Raw genomic sequence first — 21,293 nt, 5'->3', positions numbered from 1 at the left:
TGCCGGCCGCCGCCGCCCGCCCTTCCTGAACGCCCCTGAACCCGCCCGATTCCCCGTGACCCTGCGACGCACGCTGCTGCTGGCGCTGATCCTGCTCGGCCTGCTGCCCTGCATCGCGCTGTCGTGGCTGAGCTTCAGCCGTACGCGCGAGGCCATGCAGGCGCAGATCGCCGAGAGCCTGGCGGTGCAGGCCGGCGGCCTGCAGGCCGACATCGACCGCATGCTGTTCGAGCATTTCGAGAACGCGCGGGTGTGGAGCCGGTCCGAGCTGATGCAGGACCTGCGCGTGGGCGACGTGGACAAGCGCGTCTCGCACTACCTGGCCGATCTGGTGGACGGCTACCGCGAGCAGTACGTGGCGATGGACTGCCGCGACGAGGCCGGCCGCGTGCTGGCGGCCACGCGGCCCGGCGCCATCGGCCAGCTGGCCCCCGATGCGGCGCGGCTGCAGCCGTCACTGACCGCGCAGCTGCGCAGCGGCCCGGCGCAGCTGCTGCTGGCGCCGGTGCCGGTGCTGGCGGCGCGGCGCACGCTGGCCGTCCAGACGCCGGTGGCCTCGGCCTATCCGGAGGCGGCGCCGACCGCCGCATCTGCCCCCGTGGCCACCGCCGCCGCTGCACGGGTGGCCAGCGCGCCCGCGTTGGCGCGGCTGCACCTGGACGTGGACGTGACGCCCTTCGAGCGCCTGCTCGACGGCGCGGCCGTGGGCCGGCGGCAGATCGTGGTCATCGACGGCGAGGGGCGCTGGGTGGCGGCCTCGCGCGGCCTGCGCGAGCGCGCGCTGCCGTCGCCCGAGGGCCAGCGCGCGGCCCTGGCCCGCCTGCTGGCCGCCGCACCGGCGGACCAGGCCCGCACCGAGGTGCTGCCCGGCACGCCGTGGCTGGACGAGCCGGTGATCCTGGGCGTGGGGCGCTCGCGTCCGGGCAGCGCGCTGGCCCATGCCGGCTGGACGACGCTGGTGCTGCAGCCCGCTGGCGAGGCCCTGGCGCCGGTGCGGCAGATGGGCCAGATCTTCGTCGGCCTGCTGGCCGTGGTGCTGGGGGGCGCACTGGCGGCGGCCACCTGGATGTCGGGCGCCATCGCCCGGCCCATCCTGGCGCTGACCCAGGCCGCGCGGCGCTGGCAGGCCGAGGGCACGCCGCCCGATGCCGGCACGCGCAGTTCGCGCATCACCGAGCTGGGCGAGCTGGGCCGCGCCTTCGACGACATGGTGCGGGCGGTGCAGCGCTCGCGCGAGACCCTGGTGCGCAGCGCCAAGCTGGCCATGCTGGGCGAGCTGGCGGCGGTGATGGCGCACGAGGTGCGCACGCCGGTGGGCATCGTGCGCTCGTCGGCCCAGCTGCTGCAGCGTGACAAGGGCTTGAGCGACGACAGCCGCGAGCTGCTGGGCCTGATGCAGGCCGAGACCGAGCGCCTGAACCGCCTGGTGACCACCATGCTGGACACCGCGCGGCCGCGCGCGCCCAGCTTCCAGCCCTGCGACGTGCATGCGCTGCTGCAGCGCTGTGCGCAGATGCAGCGCGTGCAGCCGGGCCAGGCCGGGCCAGCGGCCAGTGCCGATGCGCCGGGGGGCGTGCCGGTGCGGATCCGCGCCGAGGCCGCCGATCCGGTGATCGAGGCCGATGCCGAGCAGCTGATCCAGGCGCTCTACAACCTGATGCACAACGCGCTGCAGGCCGTGGGCCCGGGCGGCCGCGTGGAACTCTCGGCGCAGGACGACGCCGCCACCGGCATGCTGGTGCTGGCCTGCGCCGACGATGGCCCGGGCATCCCGCCCGAGATCGCCGAACGGCTGTTCGAGCCCTTTGTCACCCGGCGCGGCGGTGGCATCGGCCTGGGCCTGGCCGTGGTGCAGCAGGTGGTGCAGGCGCACGGCGGGCAGATCCGCGTGGGCCGCAGCGACTGGGGCGGCAGCCTGTTCGAGTGCAGGCTGCCCAGGCGGCAACATGGCCCTGACATGGCAGCGGGAGAATCCCAAGCATGACCCCCGCCAGCATCCTCGTGGTCGACGATGAAGCGCCGATGCGCCGCGTGCTCGAGATCGGCCTGCGCCAGCTGGGCCATGTGGTGCACCAGGCCGCCGACGGCCGCCAGGCGCTGGCGGTGCTGGCCGACACGCCGATCGACCTGGTGCTGACCGACCTGCGCATGCCGGTGCTCGATGGCATCGGCCTGCTGCAGGCCATGCGCGATGCCGGGCTGCAGATCCCGGTGATCGTGATGACCGCCCAGGGCACGGTGGAGAGCGCGGTGCAGGCCATCCGCCTGGGCGCCATCGACTACCTGCAGCGCCCGGTGGACATGGACGTGCTGGAGCTGGCCATCACGCGCACGCTGGCGCGCGAGCAACTGCGCGCGGCGCACGACTACCTGCGCGCCGAGGTCGACAAGCCCACGGCCGAGTTCTTCGGCCGCAGCCCGGCGATGCTGGATGTGTTTGCCCAGATCCGCCAGGTGGCGCCGACCAAGGCGGCGGTGTTCATCACCGGCGAGACCGGCACCGGCAAGGAGCTGGCGGCGCGCGCGGTGCACCGGGCCTCCGACCGCGCCGATCAACTCTTCGTCGCGGTGAACTGCGCCGCGCTGCCGGCCGAGATGATCGAGGCCGAGCTGTTCGGCCACCACAAGGGCGCCTTCACCGGCGCGGTGAAGGACCGCACCGGCCGCTTCGAGCTGGCCAATGGCGGCAGCATCTTCCTCGACGAGATCACCGAGATGCCGATCGGCTTGCAGGCCAAGCTGCTGCGCGTGCTGCAGGAGGGCACGCTGGAGCGCCTGGGCAGCAGCCGCAGCGTGGCGGTGGATGTGCGCGTGATCGCCGCCTGCAACCGCGACCCGCTGGCCGCCGTGCGCGAAGGCCGGCTGCGCGAAGACCTGTACTACCGGCTGGCCGTGTTCTCGCTGGCGCTGCCGCCGCTGCGCGAGCGCCTGGACGACCTGCCCGGCCTGGTGGCCCACCTGGCCGCGCGCCAGGGCCGCCCGGCCGAGCTGACGCCCGCCGCGTTGGCGCTGATGCAGGCCTATGCCTGGCCGGGCAATGTGCGCGAGCTGGACAACGTGGTGCAGCGCGCGCTGGTGCTGTCGGGCCCGCCGCTGGGCGCCGACCGCCGCCAGCCGGTGCTGATCGACGTGCCGCAGCTGCCGGCCGACATCCGCCAGGGCGTGACACCGGCGCCGTCCGCCCCGGCGGCGGACCGGACCGAGGCCGCCGGCGCGCCGGCCGCGGCATCGGATGAGCTGTCCCACCTGGCCACGCTGGAGCTCGGCCCGGCGGTCGAGGCCTTCGAGGACCGGCTGATCGCCGAGGCCCTGCGCCGCACCGGCGACAACAAGCGCCGGGCTGCCGCGCTGCTGGGCATCAGCGAGCGGGCGCTCTGGTACAAGCTGGGCCGCAAACCCTAGGGCAGGCCGCCAGGGCAGGCAGGGTGCGGGCCGGGGCACTTCCTACAATGCCCCATGCCCTTCGTTCACCTGCGCACCCACTCCGAATACTCCGTCGTCGACGGCACGCTGCGCGTCGATGACGCCGCCGCGCTGGCCAAGGCCGACGGCCAGCCGGCGCTGGCCATCACCGACCTGTCCAACCTGTTCGGTGCGGTCAAGTTCTACAAGGCCTGCCGTGGCAAGGGTGTGCAGCCGATCATCGGCGCCGACGTGTTCCTGGAGCCCGAGGGCACCGACAAGCACCCCAGCCGCCTGCTGCTGCTGGTGCAAAGCCGCCAGGGCTACCTGAACATCAGCGAGCTGCTGGCGCGCGGCTGGATCCGCAACGCCCAGCGCGCCCAGGCCTGGTTGAAGTGGGAATGGCTGGCCGAGCTGGGTGAGGGCCTGATCGCGCTGTCGGGCGCCGACATGGGCGCCGTGGGCATGGCGCTGCTGGCGGGTGACACCGAGCGCGCACGCACCCAGGCGCGGCGACTGGCCGAGCTGTTCCCGGGCCGCTTCTACATCGAGCTGCAGCGCGCCGGCCTGGCCAACCACGAGGCCCATGTGCGCGCCGCCGTGCCGCTGGCCGCCGAGCTGGGCCTGCCGGTGGTGGCCACGCACCCGATCCAGTTCGCCGCGCCGGAAGACTTCGAGGCCCACGAGGCGCGCGTCTGCGTGGCCGATGGCGAGACGCTGGCCAACCCCAAGCGCATCAAGCGCTTCAGCCGCGAGCAGTACTTCAAGACCCAGGCGCAGATGCAGGCGCTGTGGGCCGACCTGCCGGCCGCCGTGGCCAACACCGAGCGCATCGCGCGGCGCTGTGCGCTGACGCTGCAGATGGGCAAGTTCTACCTGCCCGACTTCCCCACGCCGATCCAGGCCGATGGCACGCCGATGCCGATGGGCGACTACTTCCGCCAGGCCAGCTTCGAGGGCCTGGAAGACCGGCTGCGCCACCTCTACCCCGACGAAGCCAAGCGCAATGCCGAGCGGCCGCGCTATGTGGAGCGGCTGGAGTTCGAGATCGGCACCATCCTGAAGATGGGCTTCCCCGGCTACTTCCTGATCGTGTCGGACTTCATCCTGTGGGCCAAGACGCATGGCTGCCCGGTGGGGCCGGGCCGGGGCTCGGGCGCCGGCTCGCTGGTGGCCTATGCGCTGAAGATCACCGACCTGGACCCGCTGCAGTACAACCTGCTGTTCGAGCGCTTCCTGAACCCCGAGCGGGTGTCGATGCCCGACTTCGACGTCGACTTCTGCCAGGGCAACCGCGACCGCGTCATCGACTACGTGAAGGACAAGTACGGCCGCCAGGCCGTCAGCCAGATCGCCACCTTCGGCACCATGGCGGCCAAGGCCGCGCTGCGCGACATCGGCCGCGTGCTGGGCATGGGCTTCGGCCATGTCGACAGCATCGCCAAGCTGATCCCGGCGCCGCCGGGCAAGACCGTGACGCTGGCGCCGGTGCCCGAGAAGCCCGACGGCGGCATCATCTACGCGCGCCAGGAGGCGCCCGAGCTGGAAGAGCGCGAGAAGAACGACGAGGAGGTGGCCGAACTGCTGAAGCTGGCCACGCGCGTCGAGGGCATGGTGCGCAACATCGGCATGCATGCCGGCGGCGTGCTGATCGCGCCGGGCAAGATCACCGACTTCTGCCCGCAGTACCAGCAGCCGGGCAGCGACTCGGCGGTGAGCCAGTACGACAAGGACGATGTGGAAGCCATCGGCCTGGTGAAGTTCGACTTCCTGGGCCTGGCCACGCTGACCATCCTGGAGCTGGCGCGCGAGTTCATCGTCAAGCGCTACCCCGACCAGAAGGACTTCGCCTTCGAGAACCTGCCGCTGGATGATGCGCGGGTCTACAAGCTGTTCTCCGACGGCCTGACCGAGGCGGTGTTCCAGTTCGAATCCACCGGCATGCAGAAGATGCTGCGCGATGCGCGGCCCAGCCGGCTGGAGGACCTGATCGCGCTGAACGCGCTGTACCGCCCGGGCCCGATGGACCTGATCCCCAGCTTCGTGGCGCGCAAGCACGGCAAGGAGGTGGTGGAGTACCCGCACCCGCTGCTGGAGCAGGTGCTCGGCGAGACCTACGGCATCATGGTCTACCAGGAGCAGGTGATGCAGAGCGCCCAGATCCTGGGCGGCTACTCGCTCGGCGGCGCCGACCTGCTGCGCCGCGCGATGGGCAAGAAGAAAGCCGAGGAGATGGCGCAGCACCGCCAGATCTTCCGCGAGGGTGCGGCCAAGAAGGACATCCCGCCCGAGAAGGCCGACGAGGTCTTCGACCTGATGGAGAAGTTCGCGGGCTATGGCTTCAACAAGAGCCATGCCGCCGCGTACTCGCTGCTGGCCTACCACACGGCCTGGCTGAAGGTGCATTTCACGGCCGAGTTCTACGCCGCGAACATGACCATCGAAATGGACGACACCGACAAGCTGAAGGTGTTGCTCAACGATGCCAAGCTGTTCAACATCGCCTTCGATGCGCCCGACGTCAACCACGGCACCTGGCGCTTCGAGCCGGTCGACAAGAAGAAGGTGCGCTATGCGCTGGGCGGCATCAAGGGCACCGGCCAGGGTGCCATCGAGGCCATCGTCGAGGCACGCCAGGAGGGCGGGCCCTTCCTCAGCTTCTTCGACTTCTGCGCCCGGGTGGACCGCAAGCGCGTCAACAAGCGTGTGGTCGAGGCGCTGATCAAGGCCGGCGCCTTCGACAAGCTGAGCATCGCGCGCGATCCGGCCTGCGCCGAGACCGACTTCGGCCGCTCGCGCCTGCTGGCCAGCGTGGCGCTGGGCTTCGACTTCGCCGAGGCCCAGGTGGCCAATGCCTCGCAGGGCGGCCTGTTCGACGACGACAGCCATGGCTCGCATGCGCAGGAGCCGCCGCTGGTGGCCGCCGCGCCCTGGGGCGTGCGCGAGCGCCTGAGCCACGAGAAGACAGCACTCGGCTTCTACCTGTCGGGCCACCTGTTCGACGAGTGCGAGGCCGAGGTGCGCCGCTTCTGCAAGCGCCGCGTGGCCGATCTGGTCGACAGCCGCGACCCGCAGCTGGTGGCCGGCATCGTCAGCGACCTGCGCTTCATCAACGGCCAACGCGGCCGTGTGGCGATCTTCAAGCTCGAGGACAAGACCGAGAGCATCGAGTGCGTGGCCAACGAGGCGCTGATCGATAGCGCCAAGGACCTGCTGAAGGACGACGAGCTGATCCTGCTGCAGGGCCGGGTGCAGACCGACCGCTTCAGCGGCGGCGGCCTGCGCTGCAATGTGCAGGCCGTGTGGGGCCTGGCAGCGGCCCGCGCACGCTTCGGCCGCTGGCTGAGCCTGACGTTGGACGGCGGCCCTGCCGAGCGCGACCCGCGCCTGCTGGCCGAACTGGTGGCCACCTGGCCGGCGCGCACCGAGAGCACCGAGCAGGGCGACATCACCCAGGGCCTGCTGCTGCGCCTGAAGCTGGCGCGCCCCGGCGCCGAGGCCGAGCTGGACCTGGGCGACGCCGCGCGCATCTGGCCCTGCGACGAGGCGCTGGCGCGCGTGCAGGCCCTGGCCGGCGAAGGCCGGGCGCAGATCGTCTACGAGGCCTGAGCGGCGGCGCGCACGGTCAAGCTTTCTTACAAGTCACCGCGCGCGCCCTGACAACGCGCGGGTGCCGCCGGGCGTTGGATCCTCATGCGGGCGCCCGGTGGCGCCAGGAGACAGCGCATGACCACTCCCCGTCGATTCACCTGGCGCGCGGCCGCCGCCGTGCTGTGCGGCGCCGCCGCGATCGGTGGCTGGCCGGCCGCGCACGCCGCCGATGTCGGCGTGTCCATCGGCATCAGCCAGCCGGGCGTGTACGGCCGCATCGACATCGGCCGCTTCCCGCAGCCGACCGTGGTGGTCACGCAGCCGGTGGTGGTGGCGCCGGTGCGCCATGCGCCGCCGCCGGTGTACCTGTGGGTGCCGCCCGGCCACCAGAAGCACTGGGCCAAGCATTGCCGCGCCTATGGTGCCTGCGGCGTGCCGGTGTACTTCGTGCGCGACGACTGGTACCGCCAGCATGTGATGGTGGACCGCCACGACTGGGCGCCGCCGCACGAGCACCGCGACGATCGCCGCCATGGCGGACGGCACGAGGGACGTGGGGAAGGCCGCGGGGACGGCCGTGGCGAGCGCCACGGCCACCGCGACTGAGCCTGGGTGGGCGGGCCGCCCGGCCCGGCGCCGGCCGCGCGTGGTGCGCGGCCGGTGTGGCCGTCAGGACACCGAGGGCCGGGTGGGGGCGCCGGCGTAGGGCGCGCCGTTCACGGTGGCGCCCGATTCGGACAGACGCCGCGCCAGCCGGGCGCCGATGCCGCGCACGCGGCGCATCAGATCCGACCAGTCGGTGAAGGGCGAGTTGCTGCGCGCGTGCACCACGCGCTCGGCCAGGCCGCCGGCCAGGCCTTCACAGGCCTGCAGGGCGTCGAGCGTGGCGTTGTTGATCTCGAGCGGGCGCACCGAGGCGCACAGCGCGTCGAGCCAGGCGGCCATGTCGCCGCGCCAGATGGTGCGGGCGTTCACGGCCACCTGCAACTCGGTGGGTTCGACGGTTTCGGGCACCGCGGTGCGGCGGGGACGGCGGGCCCGGGTGGGCGTCGCCAGTTCGATCGGGTTGCCGCTGGCGCGGCTGCGGGTGGGTTCACGTTCAGGCATGGAACCCCGATTGTCGCCGATGGTGCCGCAGTGCCCACGCCAGCCTCAGACGCAGGTGCCAGCAGCGGGGGTCGGCACGGCCATCACGTCTGCGCACGGCCAGCACTTTGGCCGCTGCATTCGGCTGTTGGGCCTGCAGCAGCGCGGCGCACAGGCGCGCGCCGTCGGGGCCCTGCAGCAGCGCGTCGGGCAGCTGGGCCAGCCACTCGTCCAGCCCCTCGGGCGGCAGCACATGTGCCAGGTGCGCCAGCCCCTGGAAGCCGAAGCTTGCCGGCGGCGTGGCCGGTGTGGCGCGCGCGAAGCGCTGTGCCAGGTCTGGCGGCGCGAAGCGGATGTCGTGCACGCGCTCCAGGTGCTCGCGGTGGTGCTGGCAGATCAGCTCGTCATCGGGCGCCTGCGGGCTGATGGCCGCCAGGCGCAGGGCCACCAGCAGCCGGCGCGAGCGCAGCGAGAACGCGCCATGGCCCACTGCGCGCGACGCCGGCAGCCCGCGCACCGGCGCACCGATGTAGTCGTAGAGCAGGAAGTCCTCGTGCCACTGCGATGCGTCGGCGATGAAGGCGTCGTGCTGGATCACCAGCGCGTGGCTGGTGAACACATGGGCGGCCAGCTCTTCCAGCATGAACTCGGTGCGGCTGGTGGCATCCTGCAGCTGCAGGCCGCGCAGCCGCACCTCGTGCGGCGCGTCGCGCACCTGCATCGGGTCGGTGAACAGCAGCACGTCGCCGAAATCGGCCTGGCGCATGCAGTGCAGCAGCGCGGCCAGGCTGGCGCGCGGGGCGCCGGTGTCCACGCACACCAGCGTCACGTCGGGCAGCTGAAGGCGGGGCGGAAGGGCGGTCATGGTCGGTGCACATTGTCGGCAAGAAATGACCGACCTGATGGCGCGCGTCCCGTGCCTGGGTGGCAGCCACGCCACAATCCGGCGGCGCCAGGCCCGCGGGTGGGGCCGCCGATAATGCGCGCGCCATGCAGTCGACCCCCTTGCGCTTCGCCATTTCCGCCACCGCCCACAACCGCCCGGACCGGCTGGAGCGCCTGCTGGCCTCGGTGGCCGACGCGGCAGGCAGCGCGCAGTGGCCGATGTACATCAGCATCGAGCCCACGCCGGTGCAGGACCAGATCCTGGCGGTGATCGAGCGCTACCGCACGCGCCTGACGCTGCAGGCCCGCGTCAATGCCGAGCGCAAGGGCGTGCGCCGCAACCCCTTCGACAACGTCGAATGGGTGCTGTCCGAGGGTGCCGACACCGTGCTGCTGCTGGAGGACGACCTGCTGATCGACCACCAGGCGCTGCGCTGGTGCGAAGGGATGGCCGACGGCCCGCTGCAGCAGCCCGGCGTGATGGCCGCCAACCTGCTGACCACCACCTGCAACAGCGAGTCGATCTTCGTGCCCGATGCCGGCGAGCGTGCGCGCCTGGCCGGTCTGGTGCTGCGCACGCGCTTCTTCAGCTCCTACGGCCTGCTGTTCACGCGGCAGCAATGGGCCGCGCATTTCCGCGACAACTGGTTCGTGGATGCGCCGCTGATGGAGAACTGGGAAGGCCGCCAGGTCACCGGCTGGGACGTGGCGATGACGCGCTGGCTGCTGTGCCGGCCCGAACTGAGCGTGCTGCAGAGCCTGGTGCCGCGCGTGATGCACGACGGTGCCGGCGGCACGCACATCTCGGACGCCTTCCAGGACCGCAGCTTCGGCAACATCGCCTTCGACGCGGCCGCCGACGATGCCACCGGCCTGCCGGCGCTGCGTGTGATCGATGCGCTGGCCGACCTGGACCAGGTGCCCAGCGCCGCCGCGCGCATGTACCTGAACCTGGCGCGCCACCTGTGGACCTTGCAGCAGCATTCGCTGGCGTTCAAACACACCGTGCCCGACCTGGCGGGGCTGAAGCAGAAGCGCTTCCGCCTGGGTGCCCACGAGTACCTGGTGTTCCGCCGCCGTCGGCCGAAGTGAGCGGCTGGGCCCTACAGCGCGCGGGCTTGCGCCTTCAGGCCCGCGGGATGCTGTCGATGGCCTCGCCGATGCGCTCGACGATGCGCTGCCAGTCGTAGCGCTCGCGCACATAACGCCGGCCGCGTGCGGCCTGGTCGGTACGTGTGGCGGCATCGCGCGCCAGCGTGCGCTGCACGGCGGCGTTGAAGCTGGCGCTATCGTCGAAGGCCTCGCCCACGCCGCTGTCGTGCACATGGCGCAGCAGCACCTCGCAGCGGCGGTTGACGATGACCGCGCAGCCCTCGGCCAGGGCCTCCAGCAACACCATCGACAGGCTCTCGTGCTGTGACGGGATCACCAGCGCCTCGGCGCGGGCGATCAGCAGGTCGCGGTCGGCCTCGCTGACGAAGCCGGTGGCCACGATGTCGGGGTGCGTAGGCCGCGGCATGAACCACTGGCCGCACACCAGCAGTTGCAGCGCCTGGCCGGCCGGCTGGGTCGCGCGCAGCGCCGCGAAGTGGGCGAACAGCCGGTCGCAGCCCTTGCTGGTGTCCACCCGGCCGACGTACACCAGGTACGGGCTGCGGATGCCGTGCTGCGCCGCCAGTGCGTCGAAACGCTGAGCGCGGGCCGCAGCCTCGACGGCGTCGGGCGTGTCGCGCACCGTGATGCCCACGCCGCACAGCACGCCGGGCGCCAGGTCGTCGCCGTACAGGCGCTGCGCGGCCTCGGCCTCGGCCGGCGTGTTCCACAGGATGCGGTGCGGCGCGCGGAACACGCGGTGGAAGTGCGGCAGCACCATGGTCTTCTCATGGTGCAGCGTGGGCAGCAGCAGGCTGCGCTGCGGATGCAGCAGCACGCCCATGGCGGCCGGGTGGAAGCGGGCGGTGAAGAAGATCAGCGCCGCATAGTCGCCGCCGTGCTGGCGCAGGTGGTCCATCAACCCGTCCATCGTGGGGCCGGCACCACGCAGGTAGGCCAGGCCGTCGGGCGTGTCGCGGCCGCTGGGGCGCGCGGCCAACGGCCGGCCGGGGCGCTCGATCCAGCGGCGCAGCACCCAGCGCAGCTTGTGGCGCAGCGGCAGGTGGCGCTTGTCGCGCCGGTTGCGCGCCGGGTGGTCGAAGCGCAGCACGCGCACGCCGTCGATCCATTCTTCCCCGGCCGGCAGCTCCGGCGCCCAGGTCTGGTAGTCGTGGGCCCGCGAGGTCAGCACGTCCACCTGGTAGCGGGTGCCCAGGGCGTTGGCCAGCAGGCGCGCGTGCAGTTCGGCGCCGCCGTTGATGTCGCGGCCGTAGCGCTGCACGACGATGGCGATGCGCGGCTTCATGCGCCCCCCGCGGGCTGGCCCGCCAGCACCTGGCGGTACAGCGCGATGTGCTGCTCGGCGCAGCGCGTCCAGCTGAACTGCCGCGCATGCGTGGCGATGGCTTCGGCGCGGCCCGGTGCGGCGTCGGCCGCCAGGCCGGCCTGCACCACGGCGCGCATCGCGGCACCGTCGAAGGGTTCGTCGAAGTAATGCGCCACCGCGCCGCCCACCTCGGGCAGCGAGGTGCGGCGCGACAGGAACACCGGCTTGCCGAAGTGCATGGCCTCGATCGGCGGCAGGCCGAAGCCCTCGGCCAGCGACGGGAACAGGAAGCCCGCGCAATGCGCGTACAGCCAGGCCTTCTGCGCTTCGGCCAGATCGAGCCGCAGCGTCACGTTGCGCAGGCCGCGTTCGGCCACCATCGCCTGCACCGTGGCGGTGTAGGTGCTGGTGGCGCCGGCGAGCACGAGCGCCTGCTCCGGCCAGGCGGCGGCCAGGTCGAGCAGGGCCACGATGTTCTTGTTGGGCGCCATGCGGCTGATGTGCAGCAGGAAGGGCTGCGCGCCCACGCCGTCCACCGGCTGCTGGGCCACGCCTGTCAAGTCGGTGGCGCCGTTGTGGATCACGCTGACCGGCGCGGCCAGGCCGGGGATCTCGCGCGCGATGTCCTCGGCCACATAGTGCGTGATGGCGATCACCGCATCGCGCTGGGCCAGGCGCCGGCGCAGGATGCCGCGGTAGCGCCCGATCTTGGCCGCGCTCTTGGCGTGCAGGAAGTTCAGGTCGTGCACCGTCTCCACCTGGGCTTTCGTGCCCAGCGGTGCGCGCAGCCGGTTGTGCTGGTGCACGGTGTGCCACAGCGCGAAGCGCGTGCTGCGCAGGTGCAGCCAGCGCTGCGTGGTGTGGGTGTCGAGGTAGCCCACGGCGTCGCCGAACAGACCGTGCCACTGGCGCGGCAGATGGAAGTGCAGACGCCAGCCCAGCTCGTCGGCCAGGCGCGGTGCCTGCGCGGCCAGCGCCAGGCCCAGCTGGCGCGAGAACTCGCCCAGGCCGTCGTGCCAGTGGCGCACGCGGCCCAGGCCCAGGCCGATGTGCCGTGTGGGGACTGCCATGGTCGTGGTGCTGCCGTTCAGGCGGTGCGCGGCTTGGCCAGCATCGCGTGCGTGGCGGCCAGCGCCTCGTCCACCGTGGGCCAGCGCGGCCAGTGGCGCAGCACCTGCACCGTGGGGCCCCAGGGCGCCCACTGCTCGGGCTTGGTGGGGCCCAGCACGCTGAGCACCGGCGCATCCACCGCGGCGGCCAGGTGGGCCGGGCCGGTGTCGTTGCTCACCACCAGGCCGGCGCGGCGCAGCAGGCCGCCGTAGACGCCCAGCTTCACGCCTTCGAGCATCACCACGCCGGGGTGCTGGGCCAGGATGCCTTCCTCGCCCGGGCCGGGGCAGGCAACGATGTCGCGCGTGCCGTTGAACGCCGCGTGCAGGGCGCGGGTGTAGTCGCCGAAGGCCGGCCAGGTCTTGTCCTGCTTCTCGAACAGGCCGCCGGCAAAGGGCACGATGACGACGAAGCCGGGGCGGATGCCGCGCGCGGCCAGCAGCGCATCGGCCGCCGCCTGGTCGGCCGGCGCAGTGGCCAGGCCGATGCGCTCGGGCGGTGCCTGCTCGATGCGCAGGAAGCGGCAGGCCAGCTCCCAGTAGCTGGTGAGCGCATGGCCGCCGTAGGTGATGGGCTCGGCGCGCTTGAGCAGCAGGCCGCGCGCCTCCTGCGCATAGCCCACGGCCTTCAGGCCGGCCAGGCGCATCTCGAGTGCGCCCGAGAACGAGGTGGGCAGCACCAGCGCGTTCTCGCGGCGGTCGAAGCCGGGATCGGTGGCGCGGGCCTCGGTGCGCAGCGCACGCAGCTGGGCCACACGCTCGCCCAGCTTGCCCGGCCGGCCGTGCGTGGGCCAGCCCTCGCCGGCCAGCAGCGGCTTGGCCCAGCCCTTGCCCACCAGCGTGGGTGCGTAGCCGTGCTGTTGCAGCAGGTGCAGGGCCGGCACGCCCAGGATCACATCCCCCACCCAGTTGCGCAGGCGGACGATCAACGGTCTGGGGGTCATGCAGTCGGGTGGGCGGTGGCGGCGCTGTGTGGGCGGGGAGGGGAGGGGCGGAGGTTGACCCGCGGGGCCGACCGATAATCACGCTTTTGCATTTTGCCACCCGCCATGTCTACACCCCCGCCGTCCCTGCCCCAGGCCGCCGACGTGATCGCCCTGCATGACCGCCTGCTGGCCACGGCGTGCTGGCCCGCCCAGGTGCCGGCGGCAGACGGCGGCGACGGCAGCCTGTGGCACTGGGTGCAGACCAACCACTGCTTCAACAGCCGCCTGTGGGCCGAGGAAGACCTGGCCCGCCGCACCACGGTGAGCGCCGCCGACATCGCCGCCAACAAGCGCGCCATCGACGGCTTCAACCAGGCCCGCAACGACGCCACCGAGCGCGTGGACGAGATCCTGCTCACCGCGCTGGGCCTGGTGGATGCGGCCTCGGCGCGCACCGATGCACCGGTGTCCACCGTGCCGGCCGGTGCCCGCCTGAACAGCGAGACCGCCGGCAGCATCATCGACCGCATGAGCATCATGGCGCTGAAGGTGCACGCCATGCGCGCGCAGACCGAGCGCACCGACGTGGACGAGGCCCACCGCGAAGGCAGCCGCGTGAAGCTGGCGCGCCTGCAGCAGCAGCGTGGCGACCTGGGCGACTGCCTGGATGCGCTGATCGCCGACGCCCAGGCCGGCCGTGCCTACTTCAAGGTCTACCGCCAGTTCAAGATGTACAACGACCCGCGCTTCAACCCCGAGCTGGTGAAAGAAGCGAAGGCCCAGGCTTGAACCTCAACAGCGGTCGCATCCTGATCGTCAAGACCACGTCGATGGGCGACGTGGTGCATGCACTGCCGGCCATCAGCGACATCCGCCGCTACCGGCCCGGCCTGACGATCGACTGGGTGGTGGAGGCGCCGTTCGCGGCCATCCCGGCCCTGCACCCGGCGGTGCGGCGGGTGATCCCGATCGCCTGGCGCAAGTGGCGCAAGAGCCTGTTCGCGGCGCCCACGCGCGCGGCCATCGGCGCGGCGCGGGCCGAACTGCGGCGTGACGACTACGACCTGGTCATCGACCTGCAAGGCCTGCTCAAGAGCGTGATGTGGGGCGTGCAGGCGCGCGGCCCGCTGGCCGGCTACGACCGCCAGAGCATCAAGGAGCCGCTGGCCGCGCTGGCCTACACGCGCATGGTGCGCGTCTCGCGCGAGGCGCATGCCGTGGCGCGCTGCCGCGCGCTGGTGTCAGGCCTGCTGGGCTACCAACTGCCTGACACCTGGCCCGAGGCGCGGCCCGATTTCGGCATCGTGCCGCCGGCCTTTGCCGACGGCGACTGGCAGCCGCCGGTGCTGGGCGCGGCGCTGATCCCGTGTGCCAGCCGGCCCGAGAAGCTGTGGCCCGAGGCGCACTGGATCGCCATCGGCCAGCGCCTGCGCCGCGCCAGCCTGACGCCGGTGGTGGTGTGGGGCAACGACGAGGAGCGCGTGCGCGCCGAGCGCATCGCCGCCGGCTGCGGCGGCGTGGTGCCGCCGTTCCTGACCGTGGCGCAGATGGCCGCGGTGCTGGCCCGAGCGCGCCAGATCGTCGGCCTGGACACCGGCTTCAGCCACCTGGCGGCGGCCTTCGGCGCACCCACCATCGGCATCTACTGCGACCACGAACCGGGCCTGGCCGGCATCACCGGCCCCGGTCCGGTGGCCAGCTTCGGCGGCAAGGGCCAGGTGCCCTCGCTGGACGAGGTGATGGGGCAACTGGAGAAGCATCTGAAGGCGCGCTGAGGCGCGCCGGTTCAGAGTTCCTCGATTCTTTGGGGCGGGAACGTGTCCCAACCCAGGCAGCCCGGACATTGCCAGAAGTGGCGCTGGCTCTCGAAGCCGCAGGCGGCGCAGCGGTAGCGCTGCAGCGGCCGGGCGGCGCGGGCCACGGCCTCGCGCACGGTGGTCTGGCCGCTTTCGGGCCATTGCGCGGCGGGTGTGTCCAGCAGGTCGATCGCGGCCGACAGGCTGGGCTGCTCGCGCAGCAGGCTGGGCAGGCGCGGTGACTGGCCCGGGGGCTGGCCGTCGGCGCGCGCCAGTGCGCGCAGCAGGTCGATGCCCGGCTGCTGCTCGTACAGGCGCTGCAGTGTGTCGCGCAGGGCGGGCAACTGGCCGGCCGTTTGCGCGCAGGCCACGGCATCGCCCGACACACGGGCAAAGGCCTCGGGGTTGCGCTGGGCCAGGCCCAGGTAGACGGCCAGCGCGCCCGCGGCATCGCCGCTGCGGGCCAGGCGCTCGGCGCGCTGCACCCAGGGCCGGGCCGACTGCGGCGCGGCAGCCTGGGCCTGGGTGAGCAGGCTCTCGGCGCTGGCGGCATCGCCGCGGGCATCGGCCTCCAGGGCCTGCTCGCACAGGTAATGCGCGATGCGCGTGGCAAACGAGCCGGCCCCGGCCTTCTCCAGCCGGCCGGCGACATCGGCCGCGCCGGCCCAGTCGCGCGAGCGCTCATGCAGGCCCAGGCGGGCCAGGCGCGACTCGGTCTCGAAGGGCGTGCCCTCCAGCGCAGCGAAGGCGGCCTCGGCGCGGTCGAACAGGCCGGCCTTCATGAAATCCTGCGCCAGCGCGTACTGGGCGCGCTCGCGGTCGCTGCGGGCCAGGTCGGCGCGCTGCAGCAGGTGCTCGTGCACGCGCACCGCGCGCTCGAACTCGCCGCGGCGGCGGAACAGGTTGCCGAGCGCGAAGTGCAGCTCGCTGGTGTCGGGGTCGTGCTGCACGGCCTCGATGAAGGCGTCGATGGCCTTGTCGGGCTGTTCGTTGAGCAGCAGGTTCAGGCCCTTGAAGTAGGCCTTGGGTGCCTCGCGGTCGGTGCGCTTCCACTGGCGCAGGTCCATGCGCGAGGCCACCCAGCCGATGGCGAAGGCGGCGGGCAGCGCGATCAGCAGCGCGAACAGCAGGCTCTGGGCGTCGAGTTCCAAGGGATCGGTCCGGCGATGGCGGGGTTCAGAGGCCTTCGCGCGGCGGATGCTCGGGGCCGAATTCGGACGGCGCCACGGTGGGCGGATCGCTGGCCTTGCGCGGCGGCGGCGGGGGCGGCGGCGCATGACGCCGCGCGACGCGGCGGTGGCGCCACCAGGCCGGCACCATGGCCAGCACGCCCAACGCGGCACCGGCCGTCAATGCCACCAGCACCACGATGACCAGCGGCGCACGCCACTGGTAGCCGAAGAACCAGCGCACGGTCACCTCCTGCTCGTTGTTGAGCGCGAAGGCGAACAGCGTGAAGAAGATGAAGGCTCGCAGGAGCCAGACGGCCAGACGCATTGCAGTTCGGCATTCTACGGACCGGGGCGGTCGCGCCCGTTGCCGCCGCGCCACCGGGCGCCAGAAGGGCGTTATCGAGCTGATGACCCAAAAACCGGGATGGCGAGGGTCTGACGGGCTCTGAGGGGATGTGGACGCGGAGACGGGTGGCTACGCAGGGGTAGTGTTCCCACATGCGCCGCCCACATGCCACTGAATTCTGCTCGCACGGAGGCTACTCCGCGCACCCGCACCCCGCCCGACCTCAAGTGGCTGCTCAACGAGCGAGCGGCCCTGTTGGGCGTTGCCGACCGAGTCTCGGAGCGCCAGCGCGCTTTGGCGCTCAATCTCAAGCAGTTAGAAGTCGAGCTCTCGGTCGTCGCCGCGGAACTCGAGGCGGCGCGCTCGCATGCTGCGGCGGTCGCGGGCAAGCTTCACGCGCTGGACACCACGCTTGGGCTGATGCATCCGGAAGTGAATCCGGCCGCAGCCGGCTGCGTACAGGCCTGGGCCGGGCGATTCGGCGAAAGAGGAGCGTTGACCGCTTTCGTTCAAGAGCACCTTCGGGCACTTTGGCCGGAAGCCACCCTAGCTGCCGAAATTCAACGAGCGGTCGTAGCGTATTTCGGACTGGAAGTAAGGACCCCACAAGAGCGCAGGCGCCTCAAGAGCTCCCTGTGCACCATCCTTCGCCAGCTGCGCGACCACCACGGCGTCTTGGAGCGCGTGGAGAACTGGCGAGGTCGGTTGCCACAGCCCCTTTGGCGCTGGAAGTCGCACGCGCCAAGCCTGGCCGAACTGCAGCTGGCTGCGGATGCAGCGGAGGACGAGGACGACGAGGAGGTCGGAGGTGAGCGCGCCCCGAACCCAGACCCCGTCGGAGTTGAAGTGGCTTGCGAACGAACTGGCGGCCACGAAGGGTGAACTGGCGCGCATCGACGAAGAGCTGGAGCGGCTGCAGGCTCGCCGGGCGAAGTTGGCCACCATTGCGGCCTCGCTGGAGACTGTTGCGGACCAGGCCTACACGCTGGGCCTTGCGGGGAGCGTTCCTGCTGTACGAGCGCACCCCGCCCGAGGCGGCCGCGGCGCCATCGTGGAGTTCTTCCGCGCAACGCTTCGGCGGGCCTACCCGAAGCCCGTCGACACCCGAGTGATGACTGAGCTCGCTATCAAGCACTTCGGGCTGGAGTTCGCCACCCGAGAGCAGCGCAACCGATTTCGCCGCGCCACCGTCAGCCACACCCTTCAGCGCTTGGTCAACGCCGGCCACGTGGAGCGGTTGCACGACTACAAGGTGCTGCCCAACTCCCCGGGCATCTGGCGGTGGAAAGTGGACCAGCCCTCCATGGCGGAACTAAGTGCGCTGGCTGCGGCGGCGGAGGGCGACGACTCATGGCCCTGAGGATGACCCGTAACCGGACGCAGACAACGCTCACCAAACTGGCGGAGCGAATCGCGGCCGTTCATGGAGAGCTGGCCTATCTGGATAACCGACTGGCGGGCGAGCTCCCTCTCGAACTGCGAATAGAGGCGGAGCGCCGCCGTGGAGAACTACTGCCGCTTCGAGATGCGCTCTACGTGACGCTCCGACAGTTCGACCCCGAGCTGGACCCGGTGGCGATTGGGTCCCGCAGGAGGGGATGAGGTCGATTGGGCAAGGCAAGGTGGCCCGGCAGTGCTACGAATCAGCCGCGAGGCGAATGCACACAGCGCCGTTTCCGCAAGAAGCGGTAGCTAGGGACAACAACCAACGCTACAACTGCAAGCGCAATGACGCTGGCGATGACGCGGGCGAGTGCGCCTATGAGAGCAAGGTTGGAAAACACAACCATGAGGGCCGACGCCCCGCACACGATTACCGACGGCAGCATCCCGAGTTCCGCCTCTACCGGGGCGTTGACACGACGGAAGGTTCGCCACATGAGAATGCCTTCGAATAATAGACACAAGGCCACGAGAATGAGGGAATAAGAAAAGAGAACCATGCCTAACCTTTATTTTGGAATGCGTTGTCCGAGCTCCAGATTCATTGCCAGCAGTTTGCTGACTTACCACCAGCAAGCAGTAGCTGGTCATAAATTTGTGCGTCTACAGTGCGCCTTCGCTAGGCTCGCCAGAGTTTCTTATTTCACACCAGCTGTCATCAGCATGGTTTTCGACTTATTGAGCATCGAGCGCTCAGCCGGATGACTTGCGGCAGCGAGTTCCCGCTCAATTGCGCGAAGTAGCGCGGCAGCTGAAATATGGGGGCTGATATACGGGTCTTCCACTTTCCAGCCTCCTTGGTTTACAAGGTTCACCTTGATTCGCTGAGTGGTCGGACTTTTCTGAACCCGGTCTACTCTCCAGGGCGCACTAGACCCCGGCAACCCCGTGCCGACCACTGAGTAGGTGACTTCGCACTGATAGCCGTCCTTTTCTGCCTTACAAGAATACTTTGTCCGGTCGCTCAATACGATGTCCGCACCGCTATGCGGAGGGCAATCCCATTCGGGGTCGCGCGCGGCCGGCATGAGCACGTAGGGACGAGTCTTCTTGCAAAATTCGAAATGCGATACTCCCTCGGATTCTGCGGCCAGGTAATTCTGTAGCGCCTTTTCGGCCGGCTGTGACGTGCCGGCAAATGCCGCTGTCAGCGCACCAGACAGAAGTGAGAAGGCGACGGCTCGTAGGAAGGATTTTGGCAAATACATGATTGTTAGTCAGCATAGCTTCGGGCGCAGCTTTGCGCCGGGACGCCCTGTGTAGGCACTAGGGCCGACGAAGAACCCCCTCGCGAATAGCCTAACTCAAGAGTTACTTCAGCTCGGTGACGATTCGCCCGCTATCGTCCATATAAACGCCAGCGGAGACTTTTCTTGTGGTCTTTTCTTTAAGGTCATACTCAAGGGTTCCATGAATACCCTCAGGCAAAAAGTCGTCACCAGTGTTGTACCAGCGAACATCGGTATAAAGGATTTTATTTGCGTTTGGCCAACATACCGGTAGACCGCTGTTGAACAACCCAACGGGCGGCAACGAGAAAGAGCTTCGCTCGGAGAACATTAGCGGCCGAATGCTTTTCAGCACGTTCCCGCGCGTATCGAGGACAACTATAGAAGCAGAGTAACCCTTTTGCCGATACTGTAATTTATAACCGCCGCAGCTCATGTATGTGAACGAAAACGACTCGGGCGCATCGGAAGTAGCCGCAGGACTGGCGACAGCCGAGAGAATGAGTGCGGCGAATACGGTCAGTTTTGTGGTCAGTACTTTGACAGGTGAGAGTGGCATTTGGTTGGCCGGAAGGTGGGTGGCTCGCGCAGCTTTAATGCGCCCGCGGTATAGCCAATCAACCTCTACCGAGGGGGCTTCGGCTTCCACCCCTTCTCCTTGCCGCGAGTTCCTGCCTCGCGCGCGCCCTCCAATAGCAGTTCCTCTTCTCGGTGGTGCCCATGGGAATAGTTGCGCCACCATCTGGATAGTCCAACGCCCATAACTGCTTTTAGCAGGTGCTTGAGACGGTCACCCACCGAAAGCCTGCGGGTGTCCTCGCGCCAGGCTGCTTCACCGGCGTAGTCCAGCAGGTATTTCACCGACGGGTTCAGGTAGATGCCGCGAACCAGGCGCTTCATGCGCCAGTTGAAGCTCTCGGCCTGGTTGTTGTTCGTGCCCTTGCGGTCGCTGTAGGCCTGGCTGTGGTTCACCGTCCGGTGTTCGGCAAACAGCGTTGCAAACCGCGAGTACGACGGGTCCTCGTCCGTCATGATGTGCGACTCGCTCGACGCATACCGGGTGGCCATCGTCGTCACCGTGGTTCGAGATTCGGTCAGCGCAATGCCAACGCGGGTCGCCACCGCGCCGCGGCCACGGGCCAGGCCTCGCTGGCGGATGACCAGCATCAGCCGGCGGTCTTCGGGCTGCTTCGCAGCCTTGTCGAACTTGGGCGGCTTCGGTGGCCCAAGAATTTCGCCCGTATCCGGGTCGACCGTCGGCGCGCGCAGGTGCTCGGGAATCGTTGGCTTCTGCCGGTCGCCGCCCCGGGGCTTGTTGCGCTTTTCCTTGTAGCGGCGGCCGAGTTGGTCGGCACCATCCATCTCCTGCACGCCGGCCAGGATGCCGATGTTGAAGCCGCGCAGCAGGCCCTCGCGCAGCTTGTGCGCCAAGGTGAACACGGTCGTGTACGACACCTGCCAGTCACGCCGCAGTTGCAGCGCAGGCTTGCCAGAGGCTCCGTTGGCCCAGGACAAGGCCATCTTCAGAATCTTGGTCAGAGGCAGCTTCCGGTCGGCCAGCACCGTGCCCGAGGTGACCGAGAACGTCTTGCCGCAGGACGTGCACTTCCAACGCAGCTCCTTGGCTCGGAAGTAGTGCTCATCCAGTGAGCCGCAGTGAGGGCACGGCATGAACGTGGTCGAGCCCCAGGAGGCCTCCGCCATGAACATCACGGCTTCCCGGGGCGTCAGCTTCTCCAGGAACTCGGTGCCGATGTCGGTGATGTGCGCCTTCAGGTGGTGGGCAGCTGTGCCCGTGCGGCCTCGCAGCGGAAAGTTCTTCCGCTTAGCACCGTCTTTGGCGCTGTCTTTCGCGTCGGCCGGGCTGGAACCGGCGGGCAAGGCTGCAG

The 21,293-nt window shown here is 70.1% G+C and carries 19 protein-coding genes; 9 read left to right on the top strand and 10 right to left on the bottom strand.

Annotated elements, in window-relative coordinates:
• The first annotated feature begins 55 nt into the window (after positions 1–55).
• The 4 genes from AACH10_RS02965 (at position 56) to AACH10_RS02950 (ending at position 7,599) form a co-directional block, all read left to right on the top strand.
• The gene (locus AACH10_RS02965) at positions 56–1,984 is read left to right on the top strand and encodes a sensor histidine kinase (protein WP_341408862.1); all 1,929 of its coding nucleotides are present in this window, start codon (positions 56–58) and stop codon (positions 1,982–1,984) included.
• A complete protein-coding gene (locus tag AACH10_RS02960) occupies positions 1,981–3,402 on the top strand; it encodes a sigma-54-dependent transcriptional regulator (protein ID WP_341408860.1) in 1,422 nt (473 codons plus the stop codon). Before AACH10_RS02965 ends, AACH10_RS02960 begins: the two co-directional genes overlap by 4 nt.
• 54 nt (positions 3,403–3,456) lie before the next feature.
• Positions 3,457–7,011: a DNA polymerase III subunit alpha gene (dnaE, locus tag AACH10_RS02955; protein ID WP_341408859.1), complete on the top strand. Its 3,555-nt coding sequence runs from the start codon at positions 3,457–3,459 to the stop codon at positions 7,009–7,011.
• A 117-nt stretch (positions 7,012–7,128) separates the two neighbouring features.
• Positions 7,129–7,599, top strand: coding sequence for a hypothetical protein (locus AACH10_RS02950; RefSeq protein ID WP_341408858.1), 471 nt, complete (start codon positions 7,129–7,131; stop codon positions 7,597–7,599).
• 63 nt (positions 7,600–7,662) lie between these two features.
• Here AACH10_RS02950 and AACH10_RS02945 read toward each other — a convergent pair whose 3' ends face one another.
• Complete coding sequence (locus tag AACH10_RS02945) at positions 7,663–8,100, bottom strand: ComEA family DNA-binding protein (RefSeq protein WP_341408857.1); 438 nt, start codon at positions 8,098–8,100, stop codon at positions 7,663–7,665.
• Positions 8,093–8,944, bottom strand: coding sequence for a DUF5672 family protein (locus tag AACH10_RS02940; protein WP_341408856.1), 852 nt, complete (start codon positions 8,942–8,944; stop codon positions 8,093–8,095). The genes AACH10_RS02945 and AACH10_RS02940 overlap by 8 nt, the downstream gene beginning before the upstream one ends.
• 125 nt (positions 8,945–9,069) lie before the next feature.
• Between AACH10_RS02940 and AACH10_RS02935 the strand changes: the two genes are divergently transcribed.
• Positions 9,070–10,056 carry a hypothetical protein gene (locus AACH10_RS02935; RefSeq protein ID WP_341408855.1) on the top strand — a complete coding sequence of 329 codons (987 nt, stop codon included), beginning with the start codon at positions 9,070–9,072 and terminating at the stop codon, positions 10,054–10,056.
• Positions 10,057–10,090: 34 nt separating this feature from the next.
• On the opposite strand, the gene AACH10_RS02930 is transcribed toward AACH10_RS02935, so the two are convergent.
• Genes AACH10_RS02930 through AACH10_RS02920 form a run of 3 tightly spaced genes read right to left on the bottom strand, consistent with a single transcriptional unit; the run spans position 10,091 to position 13,436 of the window.
• Positions 10,091–11,362, bottom strand: coding sequence for a glycosyltransferase family 4 protein (locus AACH10_RS02930; RefSeq protein WP_341408854.1), 1,272 nt, complete (start codon positions 11,360–11,362; stop codon positions 10,091–10,093).
• Entirely contained in the window at positions 11,359–12,453 is a 1,095-nt protein-coding gene (locus AACH10_RS02925) for a glycosyltransferase family 4 protein (protein WP_341408853.1), read from the bottom strand. Before AACH10_RS02925 ends, AACH10_RS02930 begins: the two co-directional genes overlap by 4 nt.
• 17 nt (positions 12,454–12,470) lie before the next feature.
• A complete protein-coding gene (locus AACH10_RS02920) occupies positions 12,471–13,436 on the bottom strand; it encodes a glycosyltransferase family 9 protein (protein ID WP_341408852.1) in 966 nt (321 codons plus the stop codon).
• A 105-nt stretch (positions 13,437–13,541) separates the two neighbouring features.
• Between AACH10_RS02920 and AACH10_RS02915 the strand changes: the two genes are divergently transcribed.
• Both AACH10_RS02915 and waaC read left to right on the top strand, forming a co-directional pair.
• A complete protein-coding gene (locus tag AACH10_RS02915) occupies positions 13,542–14,207 on the top strand; it encodes a DUF4254 domain-containing protein (RefSeq protein WP_341408851.1) in 666 nt (221 codons plus the stop codon).
• Entirely contained in the window at positions 14,204–15,193 is a 990-nt protein-coding gene (gene waaC / locus AACH10_RS02910) for a lipopolysaccharide heptosyltransferase I (protein WP_341408850.1), read from the top strand. Before AACH10_RS02915 ends, waaC begins: the two co-directional genes overlap by 4 nt.
• Positions 15,194–15,204: 11 nt before the next feature.
• On the opposite strand, the gene lapB is transcribed toward waaC, so the two are convergent.
• Both lapB and AACH10_RS02900 read right to left on the bottom strand, forming a co-directional pair.
• Positions 15,205–16,365 carry a lipopolysaccharide assembly protein LapB gene (gene lapB / locus AACH10_RS02905; RefSeq protein WP_341408849.1) on the bottom strand — a complete coding sequence of 387 codons (1,161 nt, stop codon included), beginning with the start codon at positions 16,363–16,365 and terminating at the stop codon, positions 15,205–15,207.
• 25 nt (positions 16,366–16,390) lie between these two features.
• Positions 16,391–16,711: a LapA family protein gene (locus AACH10_RS02900; RefSeq protein WP_260786578.1), complete on the bottom strand. Its 321-nt coding sequence runs from the start codon at positions 16,709–16,711 to the stop codon at positions 16,391–16,393.
• 186 nt (positions 16,712–16,897) lie between these two features.
• Here AACH10_RS02900 and AACH10_RS02895 point away from each other — a divergent pair, with 186 nt between their 5' ends.
• Together AACH10_RS02895 and AACH10_RS02890 are read left to right on the top strand one after the other, a co-directional pair.
• Positions 16,898–17,614: a hypothetical protein gene (locus tag AACH10_RS02895; protein WP_341408848.1), complete on the top strand. Its 717-nt coding sequence runs from the start codon at positions 16,898–16,900 to the stop codon at positions 17,612–17,614.
• Positions 17,574–18,092 (top strand): hypothetical protein, encoded by a 519-nt coding sequence (locus AACH10_RS02890; RefSeq protein WP_341408847.1) that lies wholly within the window; start codon positions 17,574–17,576, stop codon positions 18,090–18,092. Before AACH10_RS02895 ends, AACH10_RS02890 begins: the two co-directional genes overlap by 41 nt.
• A gap of 721 nt (positions 18,093–18,813) precedes the next feature.
• Here the strand turns inward: AACH10_RS02890 and AACH10_RS02885 are convergent.
• The 3 genes from AACH10_RS02885 to AACH10_RS02875 form a co-directional block, all read right to left on the bottom strand.
• Positions 18,814–19,383, bottom strand: coding sequence for a hypothetical protein (locus tag AACH10_RS02885; protein WP_341408846.1), 570 nt, complete (start codon positions 19,381–19,383; stop codon positions 18,814–18,816).
• A 103-nt stretch (positions 19,384–19,486) separates the two neighbouring features.
• Positions 19,487–20,053: a hypothetical protein gene (locus AACH10_RS02880; RefSeq protein WP_341408845.1), complete on the bottom strand. Its 567-nt coding sequence runs from the start codon at positions 20,051–20,053 to the stop codon at positions 19,487–19,489.
• On the bottom strand, positions 20,029–21,285 hold the full coding sequence (locus AACH10_RS02875; protein WP_341408844.1) for an IS1595 family transposase: 1,257 nt from the start codon (positions 21,283–21,285) through the stop codon (positions 20,029–20,031). The genes AACH10_RS02880 and AACH10_RS02875 overlap by 25 nt, the downstream gene beginning before the upstream one ends.
• Between the last annotated feature and the right edge of the window lie 8 nt (positions 21,286–21,293).

The organism is Pseudaquabacterium inlustre, from assembly GCF_038066595.1.
Classification (GTDB): domain Bacteria; phylum Pseudomonadota; class Gammaproteobacteria; order Burkholderiales; family Burkholderiaceae_C; genus Pseudaquabacterium; species Pseudaquabacterium inlustre.
This window is presented reverse-complemented; position numbering and strand designations above follow the sequence as displayed.

Coding starts and splice junctions, on each gene's coding strand:
- AACH10_RS02960 (WP_341408860.1), top strand. CDS start 1,981: ATGACCCCCGCCAGCATCCTCGTGGTCGACGATGAAGCGCCGATGCGC.
- dnaE (WP_341408859.1), top strand. CDS start 3,457: ATGCCCTTCGTTCACCTGCGCACCCACTCCGAATACTCCGTCGTCGAC.
- AACH10_RS02950 (WP_341408858.1), top strand. CDS start 7,129: ATGACCACTCCCCGTCGATTCACCTGGCGCGCGGCCGCCGCCGTGCTG.
- AACH10_RS02945 (WP_341408857.1), bottom strand. CDS start 8,100: ATGCCTGAACGTGAACCCACCCGCAGCCGCGCCAGCGGCAACCCGATC.
- AACH10_RS02940 (WP_341408856.1), bottom strand. CDS start 8,944: ATGACCGCCCTTCCGCCCCGCCTTCAGCTGCCCGACGTGACGCTGGTG.
- AACH10_RS02935 (WP_341408855.1), top strand. CDS start 9,070: ATGCAGTCGACCCCCTTGCGCTTCGCCATTTCCGCCACCGCCCACAAC.
- AACH10_RS02930 (WP_341408854.1), bottom strand. CDS start 11,362: ATGAAGCCGCGCATCGCCATCGTCGTGCAGCGCTACGGCCGCGACATC.
- AACH10_RS02925 (WP_341408853.1), bottom strand. CDS start 12,453: ATGGCAGTCCCCACACGGCACATCGGCCTGGGCCTGGGCCGCGTGCGC.
- AACH10_RS02920 (WP_341408852.1), bottom strand. CDS start 13,436: ATGACCCCCAGACCGTTGATCGTCCGCCTGCGCAACTGGGTGGGGGAT.
- AACH10_RS02915 (WP_341408851.1), top strand. CDS start 13,542: ATGTCTACACCCCCGCCGTCCCTGCCCCAGGCCGCCGACGTGATCGCC.
- AACH10_RS02900 (WP_260786578.1), bottom strand. CDS start 16,711: ATGCGTCTGGCCGTCTGGCTCCTGCGAGCCTTCATCTTCTTCACGCTG.
- AACH10_RS02895 (WP_341408848.1), top strand. CDS start 16,898: ATGCCACTGAATTCTGCTCGCACGGAGGCTACTCCGCGCACCCGCACC.
- AACH10_RS02885 (WP_341408846.1), bottom strand. CDS start 19,383: ATGTATTTGCCAAAATCCTTCCTACGAGCCGTCGCCTTCTCACTTCTG.